Here is a 20,181-nt window from a genome sequence, read left to right on the forward strand (position 1 = left end):
ATGCCGAGCGTACAACTGGCCGATGTCAGCCTGAACTACCGATTCGACGGCCCGGAGAGCGCGCCTGTGCTGGTGCTCTCCAATTCCCTGGGCACCGACCTGCACATGTGGGACGCGCAGATTCCGGCCTTCGCCGAGCATTTCCGCGTGCTGCGCTACGACACCCGCGGCCATGGCGCTTCGGGCTTCACGCCGGGGCCATACAGCATCGAGCAGCTGGGCCATGACGTGCTCGGTATGCTCGCTGCATTCGGCATCGAGCGCTTCTCCTTCTGCGGGCTGTCCATGGGCGGACTGATCGGCCAGTGGCTGGGTATCCATGCCGCGGACCGCCTCGAGCGCCTGGTGCTGTGCAATACCGGGGCGAAAATCGGTACCGACGAGGTCTGGAACGCGCGCATCGAGGGCGTGCTGACCGGCCGTGAGCAGGCCATGCGCGACATGCGCGATGCCTCCATCGCGCGCTGGTTCACGTCGGCCTTCGCCCAGGCCAACCCGGCGGTGGCGGCGCGTATCACCGAGATGATCGCCAGCACCGCGCCGGATGGCTACGCGGCCAACTGCGCGGCGGTGCGCGATGCCGATTTTCGCGAGCAGCTGGGTGCGATCAAGGCGCCGACCCTGGTGGTCTGCGGCACACAGGACCCGGTCACGACGGTCGAGCATGGCCAGTTCATGGAGCAGCGCATCGCCGGCGCCAAGCGGGTGGATTTCGACGCGGCGCACCTGTCCAACGTTGAGGCGGGCGAGGTCTTCACCCGGGCCGTGCTGGATTTTCTTCGAGGCTGAGCGCTGGTCGTTCAGTCCACCGCAACCTCTAAACACTGCTTATCTCGGCGGACCGGCCTCAGTCGCCGGCTCGCCCTGACAGGAGACGCCCCACAATGGACGAGAAACAACGCTACGAAGCCGGCATGCAGGTGCGGCGCGCGGTGCTCGGCGATGCCCATGTCGACCGCAGCCTGAGCAACATCAGCGAGTTCAACGCCGAGTTCCAGGAGATGATCACCCGCCATGCCTGGGGTGATATCTGGACCCGGCCCGGCCTGCCACGCCACACCCGCAGCCTGATCACCATTGCCATGCTGATCGGCATGAACCGCGAGGGCGAGCTGAAGCTGCACCTGCGCGCCGCGCGCAATAACGGCGTCACCCGTGAGGAGATCAAGGAAGTGCTGCTGCAGAGTGCCATCTACTGCGGCATCCCGGCGGCCAACGCCAGCTTCCACTTGGCCGAGGAAGTCTACGCCGAGCTGGGCGTCGAATCGCTCGGCGAGTCCTGAACCCACTGCGCCAGCCGTTCTCGCCCCACCCACGCCCCGTACCGCCTTACCGGTGGCCGGGGCGTTTTGCCTGGCGTCCTAGCGCGGGATGCCACATACCCCGGCAACGTAATGCGGCCATGCCGGTGGCGGCGGCGTAGGGCCTGGCGGTGGATAGCTCAGAAGCAAAAACCAGAAACGAAAAAGCCTTGTAAAAACAGGGCTTTAACGATAGGTGACTGGAGCGGGCGAAGGGAATCGAACCCTCGTCATGAGCTTGGGAAGCTCAGGTAATGCCATTATACGACGCCCGCTCAGGGGTGCCTTTTTACCAGAAGGCTGGGATGAAATGAAGCGTGGCGGCAGGTTTTTCTGGCCGGTGGCTATGGGCGGTCAAATTTGTGCGATCTCGTTGTCCGTCAATGGTCGGTAGCAGCCGGGTGTCAGGCTGGCATCCAGCAATAGTGGGCCCATGCTCTCGCGGTGCAGGGCGGTGACCTTGTTGCCGAAGTGGCCGAACATGCGTTTGACCTGGTGGTAGCGCCCTTCATGCAGGGTCAGGCGGGCTCGGCGAGGGCCCAGCAGCACCAGTTCGGCCGGTAGGGTGGTGAGATCCTCGAAACGAAAGTACAGGCCTCGGGCGAAGGCCCCGACGCAGCCGGGATCGATCTCGTCTTCGGTTTCCACCAGATAGACCTTGCCTTGCAGGCTGGTCGGCTGAGTCAGGCGGCGTGACCACTGGCCGTCGTTGGTCAGCAGCATGAGGCCGGTGGTATTGAAGTCGAGGCGGCCGGCGATATGCAGGTCATCCTTGTCCGGTTCATCGATCAGGTCGATCACCGTGCGATGTGCGGCATCACGGGTGGCGCTGACGCAGCCGGGGGGTTTGTGCAGCATCACATAGCGGGCGACCTTGCCCGGTTGCAGAACCTGACCATCAAGTTCGACACAGTCGAATATGCGCACCTCCCGGTCCAGGGTGCGAGTGACTTCGCCGTTTACTCGTGCTCGGCCATCGCTCACCAGCCGGCGGACGTCCTGGCGGCTGAGCTGTGCGCGGCTACCGAGATAACGATCGAGGCGCATCAGCTTTTGGCTGCGGTTTCACGACGAGCGCAGCGAGGACAGATGCAGGCCCGGTTTCTGAGGGCAGCGGGAATGCCGTCGAGCGTGTCCTGGGGAATGGTGGTGGTAAAGCACCAGCATGGCTGGTCCGCGGCGGGATCGCACTCGGCGCACTGGTTGGGCTGGCCGCAGAGCGGGCAGCGTGACGAATCTACAGGCTCGCTCATGGCATTTCCGTTTAACGACGAGCTTCGCGTGCCGGCGGGCCGGCACGCGAAGCCGGGTTACATGACGCGCTGGCCGGGCTTGGCGCCGTTATCCGGGCTGAGCAGATAGATCTCGCTGCCGCCAGGGCCTGCCGCCAGCACCATGCCCTCGGACATGCCGAACTTCATCTTGCGCGGCGCCAGGTTGGCGACATACAGGGTCAGCCGGCCTTCGAGCTTGCTCGGGTCGGGATAGGCGCTCTTGATGCCGGAAAAGACATTGCGCGTGGCATCGCCGATATTCAGGGTCAGGCGCAGCAGCTTGTCGGCGCCCTCGACGAACTCGGCTTTCTCGATCAGGGCGATACGCAGGTCCACCGCGGCAAAGGTGTCGAAGTTGATCTCGGCGGCCAACGGTGCCTTGGCCAGTTCGCCGTTGCCAGCTGGAACAGCGGCTTCGCTGGCGGCCAGATCTTCCTTGGAGGCTTCGATCATGGCGTCAATCTTAGCCGGCTCGATGCGGGTCATCAGCGGGGTAAAGGCGTTGAGCTTGTGATTGGCCAGCAGCGTGGCATGGTCGTCCCAGCTCAGCGGCGCTACGTTGAGGAACTGCTCGGCAGCGGCCGCCAGGTTCGGCAGCACGGGCTTGAGGAAGATCACCAACTGGCGGAACAGGTTGACGCCCAGGGCGCAGATTTCCTGCACCTCGGCCTGCTTGCCCTCGACCTTGTTCAGCGCCCAGGGCGCCTTGTCGGCGATCCAGGCGTTGGCGCGGTCGGCCAGGGCCATGATCTCCCGCATGGCGCGAGCGAAATCACGCGCCTCGTAGGCGTCGGCAATGCTCGGCGCGGCGGCTTGGAAGGCTGCCCAGAGTTCCGGCTCTGGGTTGGCCTCGACCATCACGCCGTCGTTGCCCTTGTGGATGAAGCCGGCGCAGCGGCTGGCGATATTGACCACTTTGCCGACCAGGTCGGAGTTGACCTTCTGCACGAAGTCGTCGAGGTTCAGATCGAGGTCGTCGACGCCACGGCCGAGCTTGGACGCATAGTAGTAGCGCAGATATTCGGGGTTCAGATGGTCGAGGTAGGTGCGCGCCTTGATGAAAGTGCCGCGCGACTTGGACATCTTCTGCCCGTTCACCGTCAGGTAACCATGCACGTTCACCGCGGTCGGCTTGCGGAAGCCCGCGCCGTCCAGCATGGCTGGCCAGAACAGAGTGTGGAAGTTGATGATGTCCTTGCCGATGAAGTGATACAGCTCGGCGCTCGAGTCCTTGCTCCAGAAGGCGTCAAAAGAAAGCTCGGGACGACGCTTGCAGAGATTCCGGAAGCTCGCCATGTAGCCGATCGGTGCATCCAGCCAGACGTAGAAGTACTTGCCCGGCTCGCCGGGGATCTCGAAGCCGAAGTAGGGGGCGTCGCGGGAGATGTCCCATTCCTGCAGGCCACCGTCGAGCCACTCGGCGATCTTGTTGGCCACCGACTCTTGCAGCGCGCCGCCGCGGGTCCATTCCTTGAGCATCGCCTCGAAGTCGGGCAGCTTGAAGAAGAAGTGCTTGGAGTCCTTGAGCACCGGGGTGGCGCCAGAGATCGCCGAGCGCGGGTCTTTCAGCTCGGTGGGCTCGTAGGTGGCGCCGCATTTCTCGCAGTTGTCGCCGTACTGGTCCTCGGCACCGCATTTGGGGCAGGTGCCCTTGATGAAGCGGTCGGCAAGGAACATGCCCTTTTCGGGATCGAAGTACTGTGTCACGGAGCGGGTGGCGATGTGCCCGGCGTCGCGCAGACGGGTGTAGATCAGCTCGGCCAGTTCGCGGTTCTCTGGCGAGTGGGTGCTATGGAAGTTGTCGAAATTGACAAGGAAGTCGGCGAAATCGGCGCTGTGCTCGGCCTGGACGTTAGCGATCAGCTGTTCGGGGGTGATGCCTTCCTTTTCCGCCCGCAGCATGATCGCCGAGCCATGGGCGTCGTCGGCGCAAACATAGATGCACTGGTTGCCGCGCAGCTTCTGGAAGCGTACCCACATGTCGGTCTGAATGTACTCGAGCATGTGGCCGAGGTGGATCGAACCGTTGGCATAGGGCAGGGCGCTGGTAACGAGGATCTGGCGGGCTTCGGACATGGGGACTCGGCAGTCGGAATGGCGAAAGAAAGTCTGCAACTATATAGCTCTGCCACGGTTTTTTCACCCGCGTGACCAAGGTTGGCCGTAGTCCCGGTCGTCGGTGGGCTCGGAACTACAGGGCAGGGTAAGATGCCTGTCTGATTTGCTCGGTCTTTCCAGGAGTAACCATGTCCGTCACCCGCGAAGCTGTGGAAACCGTACTGCGCCAGTACACCGACCCCCATCTGAATCAGGATCCGGTGAGCGCCGGCTGTGTGCGTTCAATCGACATCCAGGGCGACCGGGTCAGCGTGCAGCTGGAGCTGGGCTACGCCGCCGGGCTGTTTCGCAGCGGTTGGGCGCAGATGCTGGCGATGGCCATTGAAGGGCTCGAGGGCGTCAACCGTGCCGATGTGCAGGTGGACTGCGTGATCCGTGCGCACAAGGCGCAGGATCAGGTGCCGGCACTGGCCAATGTGAAGAACATCATCGCGGTGGCGTCCGGCAAGGGCGGCGTCGGCAAGTCCACCACGGCGGCTAATCTGGCGCTGGCGCTGGCCCGTGAGGGGGCGCGGGTCGGCGTGCTGGATGCCGACATCTACGGGCCGAGCCAGGGCATCATGTTTGGCATCGCCGAGGGCACCCGGCCGGAGATCCGTGACGGCAAGGCGTTCATTCCATTGCAGGCGCATGGCGTGCAGGTCATGTCGATGGCCTTCCTCGCCGATGACAAGACGCCGATGGTCTGGCGCGGGCCCATGGTGTCAGGTGCGCTGCTGCAGCTGATCACCCAGACCGAGTGGAACGATCTCGACTACCTGGTGGTGGACATGCCGCCGGGCACCGGGGATATCCAGCTGACGCTGGCGCAGAAGGTCCCGGTGACCGGCGCGGTGATCGTCACCACGCCACAGGACCTGGCTCTGCTGGATGCCAAGAAAGGCGTGGAGATGTTCCGCAAGGTCAATATCCCGGTGCTGGGCGTGGTGGAAAACATGGCCATCCACATCTGCTCCAACTGCGGTCATGCCGAACACCTGTTTGGCGAGGGTGGCGGCGAGAAGCTGGCTTCGCAGTACAACGTCGATCTGCTGGCCTCGCTGCCGCTGTCGATGGCGATCCGCAGTCAGTCGGATGCCGGCAAGCCGACCACCATTGCCGATCCGGACAGCCAGATCGCCATGATCTATCAGCAGATGGCGCGTACCGTCGGCGCTCGCATCGCCCAGAGGGGGCAGATCATCGCCCAGTCGATGCCGAAGATCGTGGTGTCCGAGGATTGAGTCGACAGCCTGCGGGCGGCGTCAGCTCGCCGCCCGCAGGCTGAAGGAAATCGCAGGCACAAAAAAGCCCCGCCGAAGCGGGGCTTTTTCAGAGAAGCCTCAGGTTAGATAACCTGAACTTCCTCAGCTTGCATGCCTTTCTGGCCGCGGGTAGCGACGAAGGAGACTTGCTGGCCTTCTTTCAGGCTCTTGAAGCCGTCACCCTGAATGGCACGGAAGTGTACGAAGAGGTCGTCACCGGATTGCGGAGTGATGAAGCCGAAGCCTTTCTCATCGTTGAACCACTTAACGGTACCGGTTTGGCGATTGGACATTTGATGTCTCCTTGAACCAAGTTTTGAAGAATAAAGTGCGGGCTAAAAGGCCCGAACATCACTGTGTGCAAGGAGATAGGAGTCGTATCGATATTTGGATCGAAATCTAAACATGTAGCGATTCACGGTGACACATGCAGCAGCAGCCCAGTAACAATACCGTTTTTCTGGAGCAAAGCGAGCTTTATTTTGGATTTCTTCGCCGAGTGGCTGCTGCTGGCTGTGACGGCCGTTGCGGCGCGCCAGTAGCCAGGCTTTGAACACCCGCGCCAGGCTCGGTAAGATGCGCCTCTTCGCAGGCCCATTAACCTATTCAGGACGCCAGCCATGAGCATCAAATCGGACAAGTGGATTCGCCGCATGGCCCAGGAACACGGCATGATCGAGCCTTTCGTCGAGCGCCAGGTGCGCAATGAAGGCAATGACCGGCTGATCTCCTACGGTGTCTCCAGCTACGGTTACGATGTGCGCTGCGCTGACGAATTCAAGGTCTTCACCAATATCAACTCGGCAACGGTGGACCCGAAGAATTTCGACGAGAAGAGCTTCGTCGATATCAAGAGCGACGTCTGCATCATCCCGCCGAACTCCTTCGCGCTGGCCCGCACCGTCGAGTACTTCCGCATTCCACGCAACGTGCTGACCATCTGCCTGGGCAAGAGCACCTATGCGCGCTGCGGCATCATCGTCAATGTGACGCCGCTGGAGCCTGAGTGGGAAGGGCATGTGACCCTGGAGTTCTCCAACACCACCACGCTGCCGGCGAAGATCTACGCCAACGAAGGTGTGGCGCAGATGCTGTTCCTCGAATCGGATGAGGAGTGCGAGGTGTCCTACCGCGACCGCGGCGGTAAGTACCAGGGCCAGCGCGGCGTGACGCTGCCGAAGGCCTAAGCTTTTCCGGATGTGAAAAAACCTGGCCTGAGCCAGGTTTTTTTTGCGCCGATCTGCCGGTTACCAGCCCGGCACCCCTCGCATGTCCGGCAGTTTGTGGGCGATGCCCTTGTGGCAGTCGATGCAGGTCGCCTCGCCGCTGGCCAGGGCGGTGGAGTGGAACTCCGCTGCGCGCTTGCCCTGCCGGGTAAAGTCCATGTAGTCGAAGTTGTGGCAGTTGCGGCACTCCAGCGAGTCGTTCGCCTTGAGCCGTGCCCATTCGTGCTCGGCCAGCTCGCGGCGTTTCTCGAGGAATTTCTCGCGGGTGCTGATGGTGCCGAAGATCTTGCCCCAGACTTCCTTGGAGGCCTGCATCTTGCGCGCGATCTTGTCGGTCCACTGGTGTGGCACGTGGCAATCCGGGCAGGTCGCACGCACGCCGGAGCGGTTGCTGTAGTGGATGGTGTCCTTGATCTCCATGAACACGTTGTCTTCCATCTCGTGGCAGGAAATGCAGAACGCCTCGGTGTTGGTGGCCTCCAGCGCGGTGTTGAAACCGCCCCAGAAGATAATCCCGGCGATGAACCCGCCAAGCGTCAGCGCGCCGAGGCTGTAGTGGACGCTCGGTCGCCGCAGGACGGCCCAGTAGCGTTTGAAAAACGACTTGATCGACTTCATCCAGGCCCCCTCAGTTTCCGCCGGTGGATGGTGAGGTTTCCCGGTACAGCAGCTCGTCGATGTTCTTGAAGCGGTTTTCCACCAGCGGCTTCACATCCTGCTGCGGCACGTGGCACTGCGTGCAGAAGTACCGTCGTGGCGCCACCGCGGCGAGGGTCTGCTGATCGCGGTCGGTGTAGTGGGTGATGCTGATCATCGGTGCCTGGGCGCGGGCGCTGTTGGCTCGGCTATGGCAGCTCAGGCATTTGTTCGCGTTCTTGTCGACGTGATAGCCGCGGATGCTGTGAGGGATGGTCGGCGGTTGCTCCGGGTAGTTGCGTTCGCGCCGGACATCCTTGTTTTCCTCGTCGTGCAACGGCGGCGGGGTGAATTCCTGGGTGATGGTGCCGCCCGGGCGTCGGCCGTCCGGCGCGGGGGCGTCGAGGGGGTAGTTGGTTTCGGCGGCAACAGCCAGACCGAACACCGCGAGCAGGGTCAGCGGCAGTAGGCAGAATTTCATGGCGGCTCTCCTCAGGCGATGCTGACCACTTCGATCTTCACGGCGCATTTCTTGAAATCGGTCTGTTTGGAGATCGGGTCGGTGGCATCGAGCGTGACCTTGTTGATCAGCTTGTTGGCATCGAAGAACGGGACGTACACCAGCCCCATTGGCGGCTTGTTGCGCCCGCGCGTTTCGACCCGGCCCTGCATCTCGCCGCGTCGGCTGACGATCTTGACCACACTGCCGCGGCGCACGTTGAGCTTGCGCGCATCCTCGGGGTGCATGTAGACGAGGGCGTCAGGAACCGCCTTGTGCAGTTCGTCGACACGCTGCGTCATGCTGCCGGTGTGCCAGTGCTCGAGCACCCGACCGGTGCTCAGCCAGAACGGATACTCTTCATCCGGCACCTCGGCGGGCACCTCATAGGGAAGCGCGAAGATGATCGCCTTCTTGTCCGCATTGCCATAGAACTGCACACCGCTGCCGGCTTCGACGTAGGGGTCGTAACCCTCGCGGTAGCGCCACTGGGTCTCCTTCTCGTCGACCACCGGCCAGCGCAGGCCGCGTTCACGATGGTAGACGTCGAACGCCGCCAGATCGTGGGCGTGGCCGCGGCCGAACTCGGCGTACTCCTCGAACAAGCCCTTCTGCAGATAGAAGCCGAATGCCTCCGCCTCATGGTTGGCATAACCCTCGGCGATTTCGTCGTTGGAGAAACGATCGACCTGGCCATTCTTGAACAGCACGTCGAACAGCGTCTTGTCCTTGAACTCCGGCGCCTTGCTCAGCAGCTCCGCCGGCCATACCTCATCGACGCGGAAGCGCTTGGAAAACTCCACCAGTTGCCACAGATCCGAGCGCGCCTCGCCGGGTGCGGTGACCAGCTGGTGCCAGAACTGGGTGCGGCGCTCGGCATTGCCGTAAGCGCCTTCCTTCTCCACCCACATGGCGCTGGGCAGGATGAGGTCGGCGGCCTGGGCGGAGACCGTGGGGTAGACGTCCGACACGATCACGAAGGTTTCCGGGTTGCGCCAGCCTGGCAGGATCTCCTGCATCACGTTGGGACCGGCCTGCATGTTATTGGTCACCTGTGTCCAGTACACCTTCAGCACGCCGTCCTTGAGCTTGCGGCTCTGGTCGACGGCGTGGAACCCGGGCTTTTCCTGGATGGTGCCTTCGGGCAGCTTCCAGATCTTTTCGGTAATGGCGCGATGCTTGGGGTTGGTGACGGCCATGTCCGCTGGCAGGCGGTGGGAGAAGGTCCCGACCTCGCGCGCGGTGCCGCAGGCCGAGGGCTGGCCGGTGAGCGAGAACGGGCTGTTGCCCGGCTCGCTGATCTTTCCGGTGAGCAGATGGATGTTGTAGATCATGTTGTTCGCCCAGACACCGCGGGTGTGCTGGTTGAAGCCCATGGTCCAGAAGGACATCACCTTGACCTTGGGGTCGGCGTACAGCTCGGCCAGGGCCTTCAGGCGCTCGGCCGGTACACCTGATTCCTTGGCGGCGTGTTCCAGGGTGTAGGGTTTGAGGAACTCGACGTAGTCCTCGTAGCCAATGTCGGTCCAGGTGTTGGCCACCGCGGCATTCTCGGCCTTCAGCTCCAGTGGATCGGTCGGACGCAGGCCGTAGCCGATGTTCGTGGCACCCTTGGCGAATCGGGTGTGCTTGTCGATGAACTCCTTGTTCACCGCGCCGCTCTGGATGATGTGGTTGGCGATGTAGTTGAGGATCACCAGGTCGGTCTGCGGGTTGAAGATCATCGGGATGTCGGCCAGCTCGAAGCTGCGATGCTCGAAGGTGGACATCACCGCGACCTTGACGTGTGGTGCGCTCAGTCTGCGGTCGGTGAGGCGCGTCCACAGCACCGGGTGCATCTCGGCCATGTTCGAGCCCCACAGCACGAAAGCGTCGGCAGCCTCGATGTCTTCGTAACAGCCCATCGGCTCGTCCATGCCGAAGGTGCGCATGAAGCCGAATGCTGCCGAGGCCATGCAGTGGCGCGCGTTGGGGTCGATGTTGTTGGAACGAAAGCCGGCCTTCATCAGCTTGTTCGCGGCGTAACCTTCCCAGATCGTCCACTGCCCCGAACCGAACATGCCGATGGCTTCCGGGCCGCCAGCCTTGAGTGCCGCCTTGTACTTTTCCTCCATGATGTCGAAGGCCTGATCCCAGGTGACCGGCTGGAACTCGCCCTGCTTGTCGAACTTGCCGTCTTTCATGCGCAGCAGGGGCTGGGTGAGGCGATCGGTGCCGTACATGATCTTCGACAGGAAGTAACCCTTGACGCAGTTGATGCCGCGGTTGACGTCCGCCTTGACGTCGCCGTGCGTGGCGACCACCCGATTCTCTCGCGTCGCCACCATCACGCCGCAGCCCGTGCCGCAGAAACGGCAGGGGGCCTTGTCCCACTTGAGGTTAGTGGCGTCCGCTTCGGTGACCAGATTGCTCGCGGTCGAAGCGATGGGCATGCCGGCCACGGTCGCCGCGATGGCGGCGGCATTGGCCTTGGCGAATTGACGTCGGGTAAGGCTCATCAGGCGTCTCCTTCGAGGAGTTCTTCGTGGTAGACCAGGGCGGCGTTAAGGACGCCAGGCAGCTGCTGGATGTGGTCGATCGCAGCGAGGATGCGCGACTCGTGCTCGGCCTCGAGCACCACCACCAGCTTGCCGCTGGGGCTTTCCTGATGCAGCTCGAGACCGGGTAGCAACTGGAGGTTGGTTTTCAGCGCGGCCAGCCACTCGGGGCGGCAGTGCACCAGGAGGCTGGCGATATGCAAAGGGTGTCCCATCACGCGTTTCCGTCTGGCTTGGTGGCAGGGCGTGAGCGCCCCGGTCAATGGTGCGGGAGCTAGGCTGGGCCCGGCGGCCCGAAGATCATCTGCACGATCCAGACGATGAAACCGTAGCCGCTGACCAGCGCGACGCTCAGGATGGGAAACAGAAACACGATCAGGAAGACGAACAGGCGGGTCTCGTCCCGCTTGGTCGAGGCGACAGAGGGGCGGGTGTCATTCGGCGTTACTGTCATTGTTCTACTCCGACTGGCATATAGGGGAGTCTAGTCACTGACCAACATAGGGCAATGTTCGTTTCGATAGTTTTGCAGTCGGCGCGGTCCCATTGACTGGCGACTCACTCGATCGGCGCGCGGCGACGGGGCAACCGTGCTAGCCTGCGCGGCTTTTTTTGCAGCCTGCTGCAGGCGTTGACGATGATCGAAACCTCCCACCTCAAACGCGGTACTGCCGCCTATCGACGCGCCACGCTGGCGCTGTTCTGTGCCGGCTTCGCCACCTTCGCGCTGTTGTATTGCATCCAGCCGTTGCTGCCGTTGCTGGCCGCGCATTTCGCCGTTTCCGCGGCCAATAGCAGCCTGGCGCTGTCGCTGACGACGCTGTCGCTCGCACTCTGCCTACTGATCTCCGGCGCGCTGGCCGAAAGCTGGGGGCGCAAGCCGGTCATGGCTGCAGCGCTCGGGTTGGCGAGCCTGCTCGGCCTGGCATGCGTGCTGGTGGAGTCCTGGCATCTGCTGCTGCTATTGCGCACGCTGTTGGGCCTGGCGCTGAGTAGCCTGCCGGCGCTGGCGATGGCCTATGTCGGTGAAGAGTTCGACCCGGACTCGCTGCCGGCGGCGATGGGGCTGTACATCGGCGGCACTGCTCTGGGTGGGATGCTCGGGCGTTTGCTGTCCGGCCTGTTAAGTGATCTGGGCGGCTGGACGCTGGCGCTCGGCGGTATCGCCGCGCTGGGAATGGTGGCCTTGAGCCTGTTCGTCTGGTTGCTGCCGGCGTCGCGCCACTTCAAGGCGCAGCCGCTCTCGTTGACGGTCCTGCTGGCCAATTTCCGCCTGCACCTGTCGAACCCGGTCCTGCGCAGCCTGTTCCTGCAGGGCTTCCTGCTGATGGGGGGCTTCGTCGCGCTGTTCAATTACATTGGCTTCCGCTTGGCCGGCGCGCCATTCGGCCTGTCTTCCACGTTCATCGGTCTGTTGTTCGTCGTCTATCTCGGCGGCATTTTCAGTGCCGGCTGGGCAGGCCGTCTGGTGCCGCGCTTCGGTGCGCGGCAGGTTCTGCGCGGCGGCGTGGCGCTCATGCTGCTCGGCGTCGGGCTCTGCGCAACGCCCTGGCTGGCCAGCATTGTCGTCGGCCTCGGCGTGTTCACCCTCGGTTTCTTCGCCGCGCATGCAGTGGCGAGCGGCCAGGTCGGCAGTCATGCCCAGGGCGCGCGTGCGCAGGCCTCGGCGCTTTATCTCTGCGCCTATTATCTGGGGTCGAGCGTGGTGGGGTACGGTGCCGGGTATGTCTGGGATCACGCCGGCTGGCAGCCGTTGATGGCCCTGCTGGCGGGGCTGTTCGTCATGGCCGGCTGGCGGGCGCGAGCACTCTGAGCAACCGCGACGGCTTCATTCGCGGCGCTGTTCGCCAGTGAACGACAGCGTCGTCTTGCAGCGCCGACAGTAGTAGCGTCGACCCTTGGCGACCAGCGCATGGCGCTGCGGCGTGAAGGCGAAATCCTGATCGGAGCAGCTGCAGCGATAGACGTAGCGTGTGCCGACGCGGCGGCGTATCGCATAGGTGTGGCAGCGATCCGGTGGCAGCTCGTAGACACCGCGCATGATCAGTTGCCATTCCTCACCGTGGGGCTGAATCCGTGCGCCGAACATCTGATGCGCCACTAGGTGCGCCACCTCATGAGCCACGGTCTGGCGCAGGAAGTGTTCGGTGTTCTCGCGGTAGAGCTGTTCGTTGAAACGCAGCAGATTCTGCTGCAGGTGAGCCACGCCGGCCTTCTGGCCGCGCAACTTCAGGCTCACCTCGGGGCGGGGGAAGCGGCGCTTGAAAAATTGCTCGGCCAGCGCGTAGCAGGCTTCGACGCGGGCATTGAGACGCTCGGGCATTGAGGCAACTCCTGGGAGCGCTGCATTATGCCAAAGCGCCTCGGGGCCGAGCAGTCTCGTTGGTCACTCGTTCGGTCGTTCGTTGAATCGGCGTTCGTTGTCCAGACCGCCCGGTTCGTCCTGCGGGCGATTCTCCTCGAAGCCGTAGCTCTGGTTTTCCGGCGTATTGCGCTCATAGGTGGGCTCCAGCACCTGCAGCCAGAACAGGATCATCGGCACCTTCAGGTTGACCAGCACCAGCAGCCCGACAGCCCAGGTACAGGCGCCGTAGAGAAAGGTGTTGCGGTTGTCGATACGCATGAATTTCGGCAGGCCGACAAAGAGCAGGTAGGTCGAGTAGACCCCCGCGGCCACGATCACCAGGATGGCGATCCAGCGCGTCGGGTACAGCGCGCCAAGCCCGGCGAGGAAGAATGGTGTGATGACGTAGGCGGTGAAGCCGACACACTGGTTGAATGTCGGGCGGGCGTCGAAGGTCCGCGACATCCAGCGCAGGAAGAAGCCCATGATGAAGGTGCCGAGGATGATCGTCAGATAGATCAGCAGGCTCAGCTGGAACGCGCTGCGGGTGTCGAGCCAGATGCGTTCGTTTTCCACCAGGCTCCAGCCTACGTAGCGGGTGCCGATGAACATGCAGATGGCAGGCAGCAATGCCCAGAGCAGCAGATGGACAAGGTAGTTGGAGCTGTTCTTCTCCTCGTCGCGGCGAATGTCGGTCCACGCCTTGTCGGGGCGGGTTAGCAATGTGAAAAAGTGCGGGATCATACCGAGTCTCCGTCTGCCTTGAGGGCCGCTGCGCTACGAGTCGCCAGCGGCGTTATGGCTTTAGAACGGCAGATGCGGCGAGGGTTTCCCTGTCGTTTCGTCGCGCTCCCTTGGCGAGTACGAAAAAGGCCGCCCGAAGGCAGCCTGATCAAGCGCAGCGGCTCAGCGCACGTAGACCGGGCCGATGCCCATGCCCCAGGTGATGACCGACAGCGCGATGATGGCCACAAGCACCACCAGCCCCACGGCAAGCACCGAGCTGGAGAACATGAAACCCTCGTCTTCCGGGATGTTCATGAACTTCGGCAAGCCAACGTAGAGCAGGTAGGCCGTGTAGCAGACCGCCGCGGTGCCCACCAGCATCCCGAGCCACAGGTGCGGGTAGAGGCCGGCGAGCCCGCCGATGAACAGCGGTGTCGCGGTGTACGCGGCGAATACGATGCACTGCGTAAGCGTCGGGTTGGCGTCGTAGGTGCGCGCCATCCAGTGGATGAAACCGCCCATTACCGCCACACCGGCCAGCATCGCGAAGTAGGAGAGTATCGCCAGCTGCATGCAACTGGCCTGCGTCAGCTTGACCGGCTCTCCACCGCCGATGCTCCAACCCACCTGGGTCGCGCCGATATAGGCCGAGACAGCGGGTATCGCTGCCAGCACCAGTACATGGGTGAGATACATGTGGCTGACGGTTTCTTCCTCGCCACGTATCTCGTTCCACTCCTGCCCGGGATGGGCGAACAAACCCCAAACGTGATTGATCATGCCAGCGTCTCCTCTGTTTTGGAGGGTCGCTTCGCCTGGCGGTCGTCATCGGAGGACGGCGCGTGCGACCTTATGCCGCAGTATAGGAATGCAGCTCGCGGATGCATCCGCAGCATTAGAGCGTTTCGAAGCTATGCGGTCAGTGGTAATAGCGCGCGAGTATTTCCATGGCCAGGTTGATCGACTGCAAGCGCTGAGTGCTCCCGCCGCGATCCGGGTGATGCAGGCTGACCAGCTGGCGGTAGCGATGCTTGATCAGTTCCAGCGTCAGTGGCTGGGACGAGCGGTCCAGCTCGAACAGCTCGAGCGCCGCGCGCTTCTCGTCGCTGCCCTGCATGCGCGTCCAGAAACTGGCCAGCAGGCGCTCCACGTCGTCCTCGTCGGTATCCCGCAGATTGCTCAGGTCAAGGTAGTACTCGCGCAGCGCATCCTGTTCGGTGAGCCCGGCACTGGCCGCCGAATAGGGCAGCAATTGCACATGCAATGGATTGATCTGCAGATGGCCGCTGGCCTCGGCCCAGAGTCGGTCGCGCAGCAGGTACAACGCGTTGAACACCAGGAAATGCGTGCGGAAAAGCACCAGCTTGTCGGTCAGCGGCAAATTGGGCACGTGCGTGCTGTGCCGTCGCTTGAGCTGTTGGATCAGCTCGTATTCGCTGCGGCCCTCGGGCTTTTCCTGCAACAGCAGGAGCAGATGGTCTGGCAGATCCAGTGCGGGGGAGAGGTCGTCCATCGGCCGAGACTAGCACAGGGCCAGCAACGGCGGGTCAGGGCTGGTTCACATCGGCCACACGGCGAACGGGCTGCGGTCGGGTCTGCTTTACGCGTAAAATGCGCGGTTTTCGCATCTCACCCGGACACCTGACATGGGCAACCTCTCGGTCAACCAGAACAAACTGCAGAAGCGCCTGCGCCGCCTCGCCGGCGAGGCCGTCACCGACTTCAACATGATCGAGGATGGCGACAAGGTCATGGTCTGCCTGTCCGGCGGCAAGGACAGCTACACCATGCTCGACGTGCTGCTCTATCTGCAGAAGGTCGCGCCGATCAGGTTCGAAGTGGTCGCGGTGAACATGGACCAGAAGCAGCCGGGGTTCCCCGAGCACGTCCTGCCTGAGTACCTGAAGTCCATCGGCGTCGAGTACCACATCATCGAGAAGGACACCTACTCGGTGGTGAAGGAGAAGATCCCGGAAGGCAAGACCACCTGTTCGCTGTGTTCACGTCTGCGCCGCGGCACGCTGTACACCTTCGCCGACGAGATCGGTGCGACCAAGATGGCGCTCGGGCACCATCGCGACGACATCCTGGAAACCTTCTTCCTCAACATGTTCTACGGCGGCACGCTGAAAGCCATGCCGCCCAAGCTGCTCTCCGACGATGGACGCAACGTGGTGATCCGGCCCCTTGCCTACTGCAGCGAGGCAGACATCGAGGCGTATTCGAAGATGAAGGAGTTCCCCATCATCCCGTGCAACCTCTGCGGCTCGCAGGAAAACCTGCAGCGCCAGGTGGTCAAGGAAATGCTGCAGGAGTGGGAACGCAAGTCGCCGGGACGCACCGAAATCATGTTCCGCGCGCTGCAGAATGTGGTGCCCTCGCAACTGGCCGATCGCAATCTCTTCGACTTCAAGAGCCTGCGCATCGACGACAGCGCCACGCCGCGCTTCGTCGATGTGATGAGCCTGTAGGTCGCGCTAGCGGTTTCCGCAGGGCGGGCTTGTTCAGCCCGCCATCGTCATTCATCGCATCGCCTCGGTGGGCTGAAGCCCACCCAGCGAGCTTTTTCGCCACGCGGGTTGAAAGCCGCACGCCTGGCGGAGTATGGTTCGGTCATCTTCTGGAGATCAGCATGTCCCTGAACCCTGTAGCCCTCAACGTTGTCGATGCCGGTGCCATTCGCACCGTGGTCGTTCGTGGGCAGCAGGTTGCCGCCGCTGGTTATTACTTTGGGTATTGGTTTAGCCACAGGCGCGCCTGATACCCCACAGGCGCCCTAGCAAGCAGGGTCGCCACCAGAGCAGTTTTCGAACCCCCGGTCGGCCACCCGACCGGGGGTTTTGTTTTTTCGGCCATCCGATGGCCATAACGCTACGAGGAACACGCCATGACCACCTACCGCATCGATCGTTACTACCGCTACGACTGGCGATTTAGCCGCTTCGACGTCAAACAGCCCTCACGCGACCGAACACCCGAGTAGCGCCGCCGCGGACCACCCGCGCCGGCAGAAGGAACCGCCAGATCATGAATGCATCCGCCACCGTACTTGCCAAACAACCCGCCGCCACCGCCGAAGCCAGCGTCGCTCGCCGCAGCGCACAGCCGCTGCCAAGCCCCGCCGTATTGCGCCAGCGTCTGCCCTTGAGCGACGCCCTTGCCGCACGCATCCGCAACGACCGCGACGCCATCCGCGCTGTACTCGACGGCCACGATCCGCGCCTGTTGGTCGTCGTCGGGCCCTGTTCCCTGCACGATCCCGTCGCCGCGCTGGAATACGCCGAGCGCCTGGCCGCGCTGGTGCACGAAGTCAGCGACCAGCTGTTGCTGGTGATGCGCACCTATGTGGAAAAGCCGCGCACTACCGTCGGCTGGAAAGGGCTGGTCTACGATCCGCATCTGGACGGCAGCGGTAACATGGCCGAGGGGCTGCATCTGTCGCGGCGGCTGATGCTGGATATTCTCGAAACCGGTCTGCCCATCGCCAGCGAACTGCTGCAGCCGCTGGCTGCCGGGTACTTCGACGATCTGCTTGGCTGGGCCGCGATCGGTGCACGCACCAGCGAATCGCAGATCCATCGCGAGCTGGTCAGCGGGCTGGACCTGCCGGTGGGCTTCAAGAACGGTACCGATGGCAGCCTCGGCATCGCCTGCGACGCGATGCGTTCGGCCGAGCACCCGCACCAGCATTTCGGCATCGACGAGCTCGGCCATCCGGCCCTGCTGCAGACACACGGCAATCCGGATACGCATCTGGTGCTGCGTGGTGGGCACGGCGCACCCAACTACGATGCCGCCAGCGTCGCCGCCGCACGTGCCGCCCTCGCGCAGCAGGGCATCGCACCGCGAATCATGGTGGATTGCAGCCACGCCAACAGCGGCAAGAACCCGCTGCGCCAGCCGGCAGTGCTGGAGTCGGTCATCACCCAGCGCCTGGCCGGCGATGCGAGCTTGCGCGGCGTGATGCTCGAAAGTCACCTGTTCGATGGTTGCCAGCCGCTCTCCGGCGAGTTGCGCTATGGCGTGTCGATCACCGACGGCTGCCTGGGCTGGAGCGGCACCGAGCAGCTGCTGCGCGAGGCAGCCGAGCGATTGCGTGGTTGAGGCATCCGGGGCGGGTGAGGGTGGGCAGGCCGTGGCGTAGCGGTCGCCATCCACGCCTGCGGGCGGTCGGAGTGCCGGCTTGCAGGCAATCGCCAACCTCGGCACCCTTTGCCGTCGCTTGATCAACCGAAAGGCCCATCCATGCACGACTACAAATGGCTGCACGAATACTGCCTCAATCGCTTCGGTTCCGCGGCGGCGCTGGAAGCGCGGTTGCCGCAGCCGCGCAGCACCGATGAGCTGCGAGCCGTCGCGGACGATCGCTACCTGTCGCTGATCAGCCTGCGCATCTTCCGTGCCGGGCTCAAGCACAGCCTGGTGGACGCCAAGTGGCCGGCCTTCGAGCAGGCGTTCTTCGGTTTCGATCCGGAAAAGGTGGTGCTGATGGGCGGCGAGCACATCGAGCGGCTGATGCAGGACGCCCGGTTGATCCGTCATCTGGGCAAGCTCAAAAGCGTACCGCGCAATGCCCAGTTCGTGCTGGACGTGGCCAAGGAGCGGGGCAGCTTCGGCAATCTGCTGGCGGACTGGCCGAGCAGCGACATCGTCGGCCTGTGGCGCTATCTCGCCAGGCACGGCAGCCAGCTCGGCGGCCTGTCGGCGCCGCGCCTGTTGCGCATGGCCGGCAAGGACACCTTCGTGCCCAGTAATGACGTGGTAGCCGCGCTCAAGGCACAGGAAATCGTCGACAAGGTGCCCAGCAGCCAGCGCGATCAGGCAGCGGTTCAGGCGGCCTTCAATCAATGGCAGGCCGAAAGTGGCCGCCCGCTCTGTCAGCTTTCGGCGATGCTGGCCTTCACCGTGAACCACTGAGAACGCTGCGACGGTTTGGCACAGCGCTGCGTGAATAGGCGCGGTGTAGAGTTCAAACATGACCATCGTCAAAGACAAACGTGCGCAGATCGTATGGGTGCTTCTCACCTGCATCCTGCTCAATGCCTTTGTCTGCAGTCTGAACCATGCCAGCCATGTGGGTTTCGAGCTGGCCATGGGGCAGGACGCCTTCTGTTTCACCGATGGCACGTCATCCGGCGGCAAGATGCCCGCTACAGGTGCCCATGACTCCCCCGAACAGGCTTTCGACTGCCCGCTGTGCAGTTCGCTGTTCCTCGCCGTCGTCGTGCTGCTGGCCCTGGGCTGGCTGGGCCGGCGGGCGAGGGTGCCGCTCGCGCGCCCGCGCGATGATCTGCGCGGCCCGCGCCAGCAATGGCCGGCGCTGAATCCGCAGGCTCCCTGAAGCTTTCCTGACTGACGTACCGCCGCCGCTGTTGCGCCAGTGCTGCAGTCGGCCGGCCAACTGTCGGAACCCTCCGACGGCACGCTCGCTTCAGGGGATTTCAGCATGACCATGATGGAACGCTTCACCCGCGCCGAGAGCCGCGTCAGCTATCGGCTGCCTTTCCCGGACTACCCCAGCAACGCGCGCAGCTTCGTGCATCTGGATGCCAAGCTGCTGCCGTACTGGCACGCGCTGTTCGACGTCTGCCCGCGTCTGCTCAGGCTCGACCCACCGGACGGCCTGCAGATCTTCCGCCAGTTCATGACCTGGGCGTATGGCTGCCAGCTCGCCCTCGACTGGACCTTCCACCTCGGCGTGTGCCGCTGGCTGCTCGCTTCGGACTATCGCGAGCTGATCGAGGCGCAGGACATCGAGGCGATGATGCTCGCCGCCGCGGCGCGCTGGGTAGCCAGCGACGACAGCCCGGCCATCGGTATCGTGCTGGCCTGGCAGGCTGGCGACGAGCCGGTCTTCGACTGGAAGCCGCGGGTTCGCCAGGCCGCGCGGTTGACAGCACAGGCCGAGGAACTGCCGCCGACGCGCTGGGACTTCGCCTGGAGTCCGCTCGCCGCCAGCGGCGGTAATGGCTTTCGCCGCTGGCTGCGTGTGCCATGACCGCGACCGGATGCCGCATCCCCAGGTTTTCTGCTGCCTTTGCATGGGGCCTGCCGGTCGCGCCGCTACGTTCTGCAAGCGACGCCGCGCGGCGATCACGGCCGGCTCGGCGGGGTGGGGCAGGCTGTCGCAGTTGTCGCCAGATCCGGCGCTTCCGACACTGCGCTCGCCCTGAACCCGAGCAGTGCTTCCACGGGTGGGTTTGGGGCGCGGCGATTGAGTCCGGGCCGCGTGTCCGGGTCCCGGCCCTCACCCCAAGGGGGCCTTCAATCGCAACT

The 20,181-nt window shown here is 63.5% G+C and carries 24 protein-coding genes and 1 tRNA gene; 11 read left to right on the top strand and 14 right to left on the bottom strand.

Annotation, left to right across the window (positions count from 1 at the left end; all coding sequences use genetic code 11):
* Entirely contained in the window at positions 1-789 is a 789-nt protein-coding gene (pcaD, locus tag VF716_RS13330; protein WP_011912439.1) for a 3-oxoadipate enol-lactonase, read from the top strand.
* A 95-nt stretch (positions 790-884) separates the two neighbouring features.
* Positions 885-1,283 carry a 4-carboxymuconolactone decarboxylase gene (pcaC, locus tag VF716_RS13335; protein WP_011912440.1) on the top strand — a complete coding sequence of 133 codons (399 nt, stop codon included), beginning with the start codon at positions 885-887 and terminating at the stop codon, positions 1,281-1,283.
* Between the two features lie 219 nt (positions 1,284-1,502).
* Here pcaC and VF716_RS13340 read toward each other — a convergent pair.
* The 4 genes from VF716_RS13340 to metG all read right to left on the bottom strand — a co-directional run bounded on the left by VF716_RS13340 (position 1,503) and on the right by metG (position 4,651).
* Positions 1,503-1,576: transfer RNA gene (locus VF716_RS13340), tRNA-Gly, on the bottom strand.
* A gap of 79 nt (positions 1,577-1,655) precedes the next feature.
* A complete protein-coding gene (locus VF716_RS13345; protein WP_011912441.1) occupies positions 1,656-2,348 on the bottom strand; it encodes a pseudouridine synthase in 693 nt (230 codons plus the stop codon).
* Positions 2,348-2,554 carry a cysteine-rich CWC family protein gene (locus VF716_RS13350; RefSeq protein ID WP_020307253.1) on the bottom strand — a complete coding sequence of 69 codons (207 nt, stop codon included), beginning with the start codon at positions 2,552-2,554 and terminating at the stop codon, positions 2,348-2,350. Before VF716_RS13350 ends, VF716_RS13345 begins: the two co-directional genes overlap by 1 nt.
* A gap of 57 nt (positions 2,555-2,611) precedes the next feature.
* Positions 2,612-4,651 carry a methionine--tRNA ligase gene (gene metG, locus VF716_RS13355; protein ID WP_125920598.1) on the bottom strand — a complete coding sequence of 680 codons (2,040 nt, stop codon included), beginning with the start codon at positions 4,649-4,651 and terminating at the stop codon, positions 2,612-2,614.
* Between the two features lie 170 nt (positions 4,652-4,821).
* Between metG and apbC the strand changes: the two genes are divergently transcribed.
* Positions 4,822-5,916: an iron-sulfur cluster carrier protein ApbC gene (gene apbC, locus VF716_RS13360; protein WP_020307256.1), complete on the top strand. Its 1,095-nt coding sequence runs from the start codon at positions 4,822-4,824 to the stop codon at positions 5,914-5,916.
* 104 nt (positions 5,917-6,020) lie between these two features.
* On the opposite strand, the gene VF716_RS13365 is transcribed toward apbC, so the two are convergent.
* The gene (locus tag VF716_RS13365) at positions 6,021-6,230 is read right to left on the bottom strand and encodes a cold-shock protein (protein ID WP_003282211.1); all 210 of its coding nucleotides are present in this window, start codon (positions 6,228-6,230) and stop codon (positions 6,021-6,023) included.
* A 327-nt stretch (positions 6,231-6,557) separates the two neighbouring features.
* Here VF716_RS13365 and dcd point away from each other — a divergent pair, with 327 nt between their 5' ends.
* On the top strand, positions 6,558-7,124 hold the full coding sequence (gene dcd / locus VF716_RS13370; protein WP_013982166.1) for a dCTP deaminase: 567 nt from the start codon (positions 6,558-6,560) through the stop codon (positions 7,122-7,124).
* A 60-nt stretch (positions 7,125-7,184) separates the two neighbouring features.
* On the opposite strand, the gene VF716_RS13375 is transcribed toward dcd, so the two are convergent.
* Genes VF716_RS13375 through napE form a run of 5 tightly spaced genes read right to left on the bottom strand, consistent with a single transcriptional unit; the run spans position 7,185 to position 11,289 of the window.
* Positions 7,185-7,781: a cytochrome c3 family protein gene (locus tag VF716_RS13375; protein ID WP_011912445.1), complete on the bottom strand. Its 597-nt coding sequence runs from the start codon at positions 7,779-7,781 to the stop codon at positions 7,185-7,187.
* Between the two features lie 10 nt (positions 7,782-7,791).
* Positions 7,792-8,280 (bottom strand): nitrate reductase cytochrome c-type subunit, encoded by a 489-nt coding sequence (locus VF716_RS13380; protein ID WP_011912446.1) that lies wholly within the window; start codon positions 8,278-8,280, stop codon positions 7,792-7,794.
* A gap of 11 nt (positions 8,281-8,291) precedes the next feature.
* Entirely contained in the window at positions 8,292-10,796 is a 2,505-nt protein-coding gene (gene napA, locus VF716_RS13385) for a nitrate reductase catalytic subunit NapA (protein WP_013982167.1), read from the bottom strand.
* Complete coding sequence (locus tag VF716_RS13390) at positions 10,796-11,050, bottom strand: chaperone NapD (RefSeq protein WP_014596119.1); 255 nt, start codon at positions 11,048-11,050, stop codon at positions 10,796-10,798. Before VF716_RS13390 ends, napA begins: the two co-directional genes overlap by 1 nt.
* 59 nt (positions 11,051-11,109) lie before the next feature.
* Complete coding sequence (napE, locus tag VF716_RS13395) at positions 11,110-11,289, bottom strand: periplasmic nitrate reductase, NapE protein (protein WP_011912449.1); 180 nt, start codon at positions 11,287-11,289, stop codon at positions 11,110-11,112.
* A 183-nt stretch (positions 11,290-11,472) separates the two neighbouring features.
* Here napE and VF716_RS13400 point away from each other — a divergent pair, with 183 nt between their 5' ends.
* Entirely contained in the window at positions 11,473-12,648 is a 1,176-nt protein-coding gene (locus VF716_RS13400) for an MFS transporter (RefSeq protein ID WP_011912450.1), read from the top strand.
* Between the two features lie 15 nt (positions 12,649-12,663).
* On the opposite strand, the gene VF716_RS13405 is transcribed toward VF716_RS13400, so the two are convergent.
* The 4 genes from VF716_RS13405 to VF716_RS13420 all read right to left on the bottom strand — a co-directional run bounded on the left by VF716_RS13405 (position 12,664) and on the right by VF716_RS13420 (position 15,418).
* Positions 12,664-13,158 (bottom strand): SprT family zinc-dependent metalloprotease, encoded by a 495-nt coding sequence (locus VF716_RS13405; protein WP_011912451.1) that lies wholly within the window; start codon positions 13,156-13,158, stop codon positions 12,664-12,666.
* Between the two features lie 63 nt (positions 13,159-13,221).
* A complete protein-coding gene (locus tag VF716_RS13410; protein WP_011912452.1) occupies positions 13,222-13,923 on the bottom strand; it encodes a Yip1 family protein in 702 nt (233 codons plus the stop codon).
* 162 nt (positions 13,924-14,085) lie between these two features.
* Entirely contained in the window at positions 14,086-14,685 is a 600-nt protein-coding gene (locus tag VF716_RS13415; protein WP_049339877.1) for a Yip1 family protein, read from the bottom strand.
* A gap of 139 nt (positions 14,686-14,824) precedes the next feature.
* Positions 14,825-15,418 (bottom strand): DNA-J related domain-containing protein, encoded by a 594-nt coding sequence (locus tag VF716_RS13420; protein ID WP_125853177.1) that lies wholly within the window; start codon positions 15,416-15,418, stop codon positions 14,825-14,827.
* Positions 15,419-15,551: 133 nt separating this feature from the next.
* On the opposite strand from VF716_RS13420, the gene ttcA reads away from it, so the two are divergent.
* From ttcA to VF716_RS13450, 6 genes are all read left to right on the top strand, one after another.
* On the top strand, positions 15,552-16,376 hold the full coding sequence (ttcA, locus tag VF716_RS13425; RefSeq protein WP_011912455.1) for a tRNA 2-thiocytidine(32) synthetase TtcA: 825 nt from the start codon (positions 15,552-15,554) through the stop codon (positions 16,374-16,376).
* Between the two features lie 161 nt (positions 16,377-16,537).
* A complete protein-coding gene (locus tag VF716_RS13430; RefSeq protein WP_017244708.1) occupies positions 16,538-16,666 on the top strand; it encodes a hypothetical protein in 129 nt (42 codons plus the stop codon).
* 266 nt (positions 16,667-16,932) lie between these two features.
* Complete coding sequence (locus VF716_RS13435) at positions 16,933-18,009, top strand: 3-deoxy-7-phosphoheptulonate synthase (RefSeq protein WP_013982172.1); 1,077 nt, start codon at positions 16,933-16,935, stop codon at positions 18,007-18,009.
* A gap of 141 nt (positions 18,010-18,150) precedes the next feature.
* On the top strand, positions 18,151-18,822 hold the full coding sequence (locus VF716_RS13440) for a DNA-3-methyladenine glycosylase I (protein WP_020307259.1): 672 nt from the start codon (positions 18,151-18,153) through the stop codon (positions 18,820-18,822).
* A 58-nt stretch (positions 18,823-18,880) separates the two neighbouring features.
* Positions 18,881-19,246 carry a DUF2946 domain-containing protein gene (locus VF716_RS13445; RefSeq protein ID WP_053528126.1) on the top strand — a complete coding sequence of 122 codons (366 nt, stop codon included), beginning with the start codon at positions 18,881-18,883 and terminating at the stop codon, positions 19,244-19,246.
* 105 nt (positions 19,247-19,351) lie between these two features.
* The gene (locus tag VF716_RS13450) at positions 19,352-19,903 is read left to right on the top strand and encodes a putative natural product biosynthesis protein (protein ID WP_014596125.1); all 552 of its coding nucleotides are present in this window, start codon (positions 19,352-19,354) and stop codon (positions 19,901-19,903) included.
* Positions 19,904-20,181: the final 278 nt, after the last annotated feature.

Origin of the sequence: Stutzerimonas sp. Brlt_14, assembly GCF_051948915.1 — a bacterium.
Classification (GTDB): domain Bacteria; phylum Pseudomonadota; class Gammaproteobacteria; order Pseudomonadales; family Pseudomonadaceae; genus Stutzerimonas; species Stutzerimonas stutzeri.

Excerpts from the sequence above, each read along its gene's own strand:
- pcaD (WP_011912439.1), top strand. The coding sequence starts at position 1 with ATGCCGAGCGTACAACTGGCCGATGTCAGCCTGAACTACCGATTCGAC.
- pcaC (WP_011912440.1), top strand. The coding sequence starts at position 885 with ATGGACGAGAAACAACGCTACGAAGCCGGCATGCAGGTGCGGCGCGCG.
- VF716_RS13345 (WP_011912441.1), bottom strand. The coding sequence starts at position 2,348 with ATGCGCCTCGATCGTTATCTCGGTAGCCGCGCACAGCTCAGCCGCCAG.
- VF716_RS13350 (WP_020307253.1), bottom strand. The coding sequence starts at position 2,554 with ATGAGCGAGCCTGTAGATTCGTCACGCTGCCCGCTCTGCGGCCAGCCC.
- metG (WP_125920598.1), bottom strand. The coding sequence starts at position 4,651 with ATGTCCGAAGCCCGCCAGATCCTCGTTACCAGCGCCCTGCCCTATGCC.
- apbC (WP_020307256.1), top strand. The coding sequence starts at position 4,822 with ATGTCCGTCACCCGCGAAGCTGTGGAAACCGTACTGCGCCAGTACACC.
- VF716_RS13365 (WP_003282211.1), bottom strand. The coding sequence starts at position 6,230 with ATGTCCAATCGCCAAACCGGTACCGTTAAGTGGTTCAACGATGAGAAA.
- dcd (WP_013982166.1), top strand. The coding sequence starts at position 6,558 with ATGAGCATCAAATCGGACAAGTGGATTCGCCGCATGGCCCAGGAACAC.
- VF716_RS13375 (WP_011912445.1), bottom strand. The coding sequence starts at position 7,781 with ATGAAGTCGATCAAGTCGTTTTTCAAACGCTACTGGGCCGTCCTGCGG.
- VF716_RS13380 (WP_011912446.1), bottom strand. The coding sequence starts at position 8,280 with ATGAAATTCTGCCTACTGCCGCTGACCCTGCTCGCGGTGTTCGGTCTG.
- napA (WP_013982167.1), bottom strand. The coding sequence starts at position 10,796 with ATGAGCCTTACCCGACGTCAATTCGCCAAGGCCAATGCCGCCGCCATC.
- VF716_RS13390 (WP_014596119.1), bottom strand. The coding sequence starts at position 11,050 with ATGGGACACCCTTTGCATATCGCCAGCCTCCTGGTGCACTGCCGCCCC.
- napE (WP_011912449.1), bottom strand. The coding sequence starts at position 11,289 with ATGACAGTAACGCCGAATGACACCCGCCCCTCTGTCGCCTCGACCAAG.
- VF716_RS13400 (WP_011912450.1), top strand. The coding sequence starts at position 11,473 with ATGATCGAAACCTCCCACCTCAAACGCGGTACTGCCGCCTATCGACGC.
- VF716_RS13405 (WP_011912451.1), bottom strand. The coding sequence starts at position 13,158 with ATGCCCGAGCGTCTCAATGCCCGCGTCGAAGCCTGCTACGCGCTGGCC.
- VF716_RS13410 (WP_011912452.1), bottom strand. The coding sequence starts at position 13,923 with ATGATCCCGCACTTTTTCACATTGCTAACCCGCCCCGACAAGGCGTGG.
- VF716_RS13415 (WP_049339877.1), bottom strand. The coding sequence starts at position 14,685 with ATGATCAATCACGTTTGGGGTTTGTTCGCCCATCCCGGGCAGGAGTGG.
- VF716_RS13420 (WP_125853177.1), bottom strand. The coding sequence starts at position 15,418 with ATGGACGACCTCTCCCCCGCACTGGATCTGCCAGACCATCTGCTCCTG.
- ttcA (WP_011912455.1), top strand. The coding sequence starts at position 15,552 with ATGGGCAACCTCTCGGTCAACCAGAACAAACTGCAGAAGCGCCTGCGC.
- VF716_RS13430 (WP_017244708.1), top strand. The coding sequence starts at position 16,538 with ATGTCCCTGAACCCTGTAGCCCTCAACGTTGTCGATGCCGGTGCCATT.
- VF716_RS13435 (WP_013982172.1), top strand. The coding sequence starts at position 16,933 with ATGAATGCATCCGCCACCGTACTTGCCAAACAACCCGCCGCCACCGCC.
- VF716_RS13440 (WP_020307259.1), top strand. The coding sequence starts at position 18,151 with ATGCACGACTACAAATGGCTGCACGAATACTGCCTCAATCGCTTCGGT.
- VF716_RS13445 (WP_053528126.1), top strand. The coding sequence starts at position 18,881 with ATGACCATCGTCAAAGACAAACGTGCGCAGATCGTATGGGTGCTTCTC.
- VF716_RS13450 (WP_014596125.1), top strand. The coding sequence starts at position 19,352 with ATGACCATGATGGAACGCTTCACCCGCGCCGAGAGCCGCGTCAGCTAT.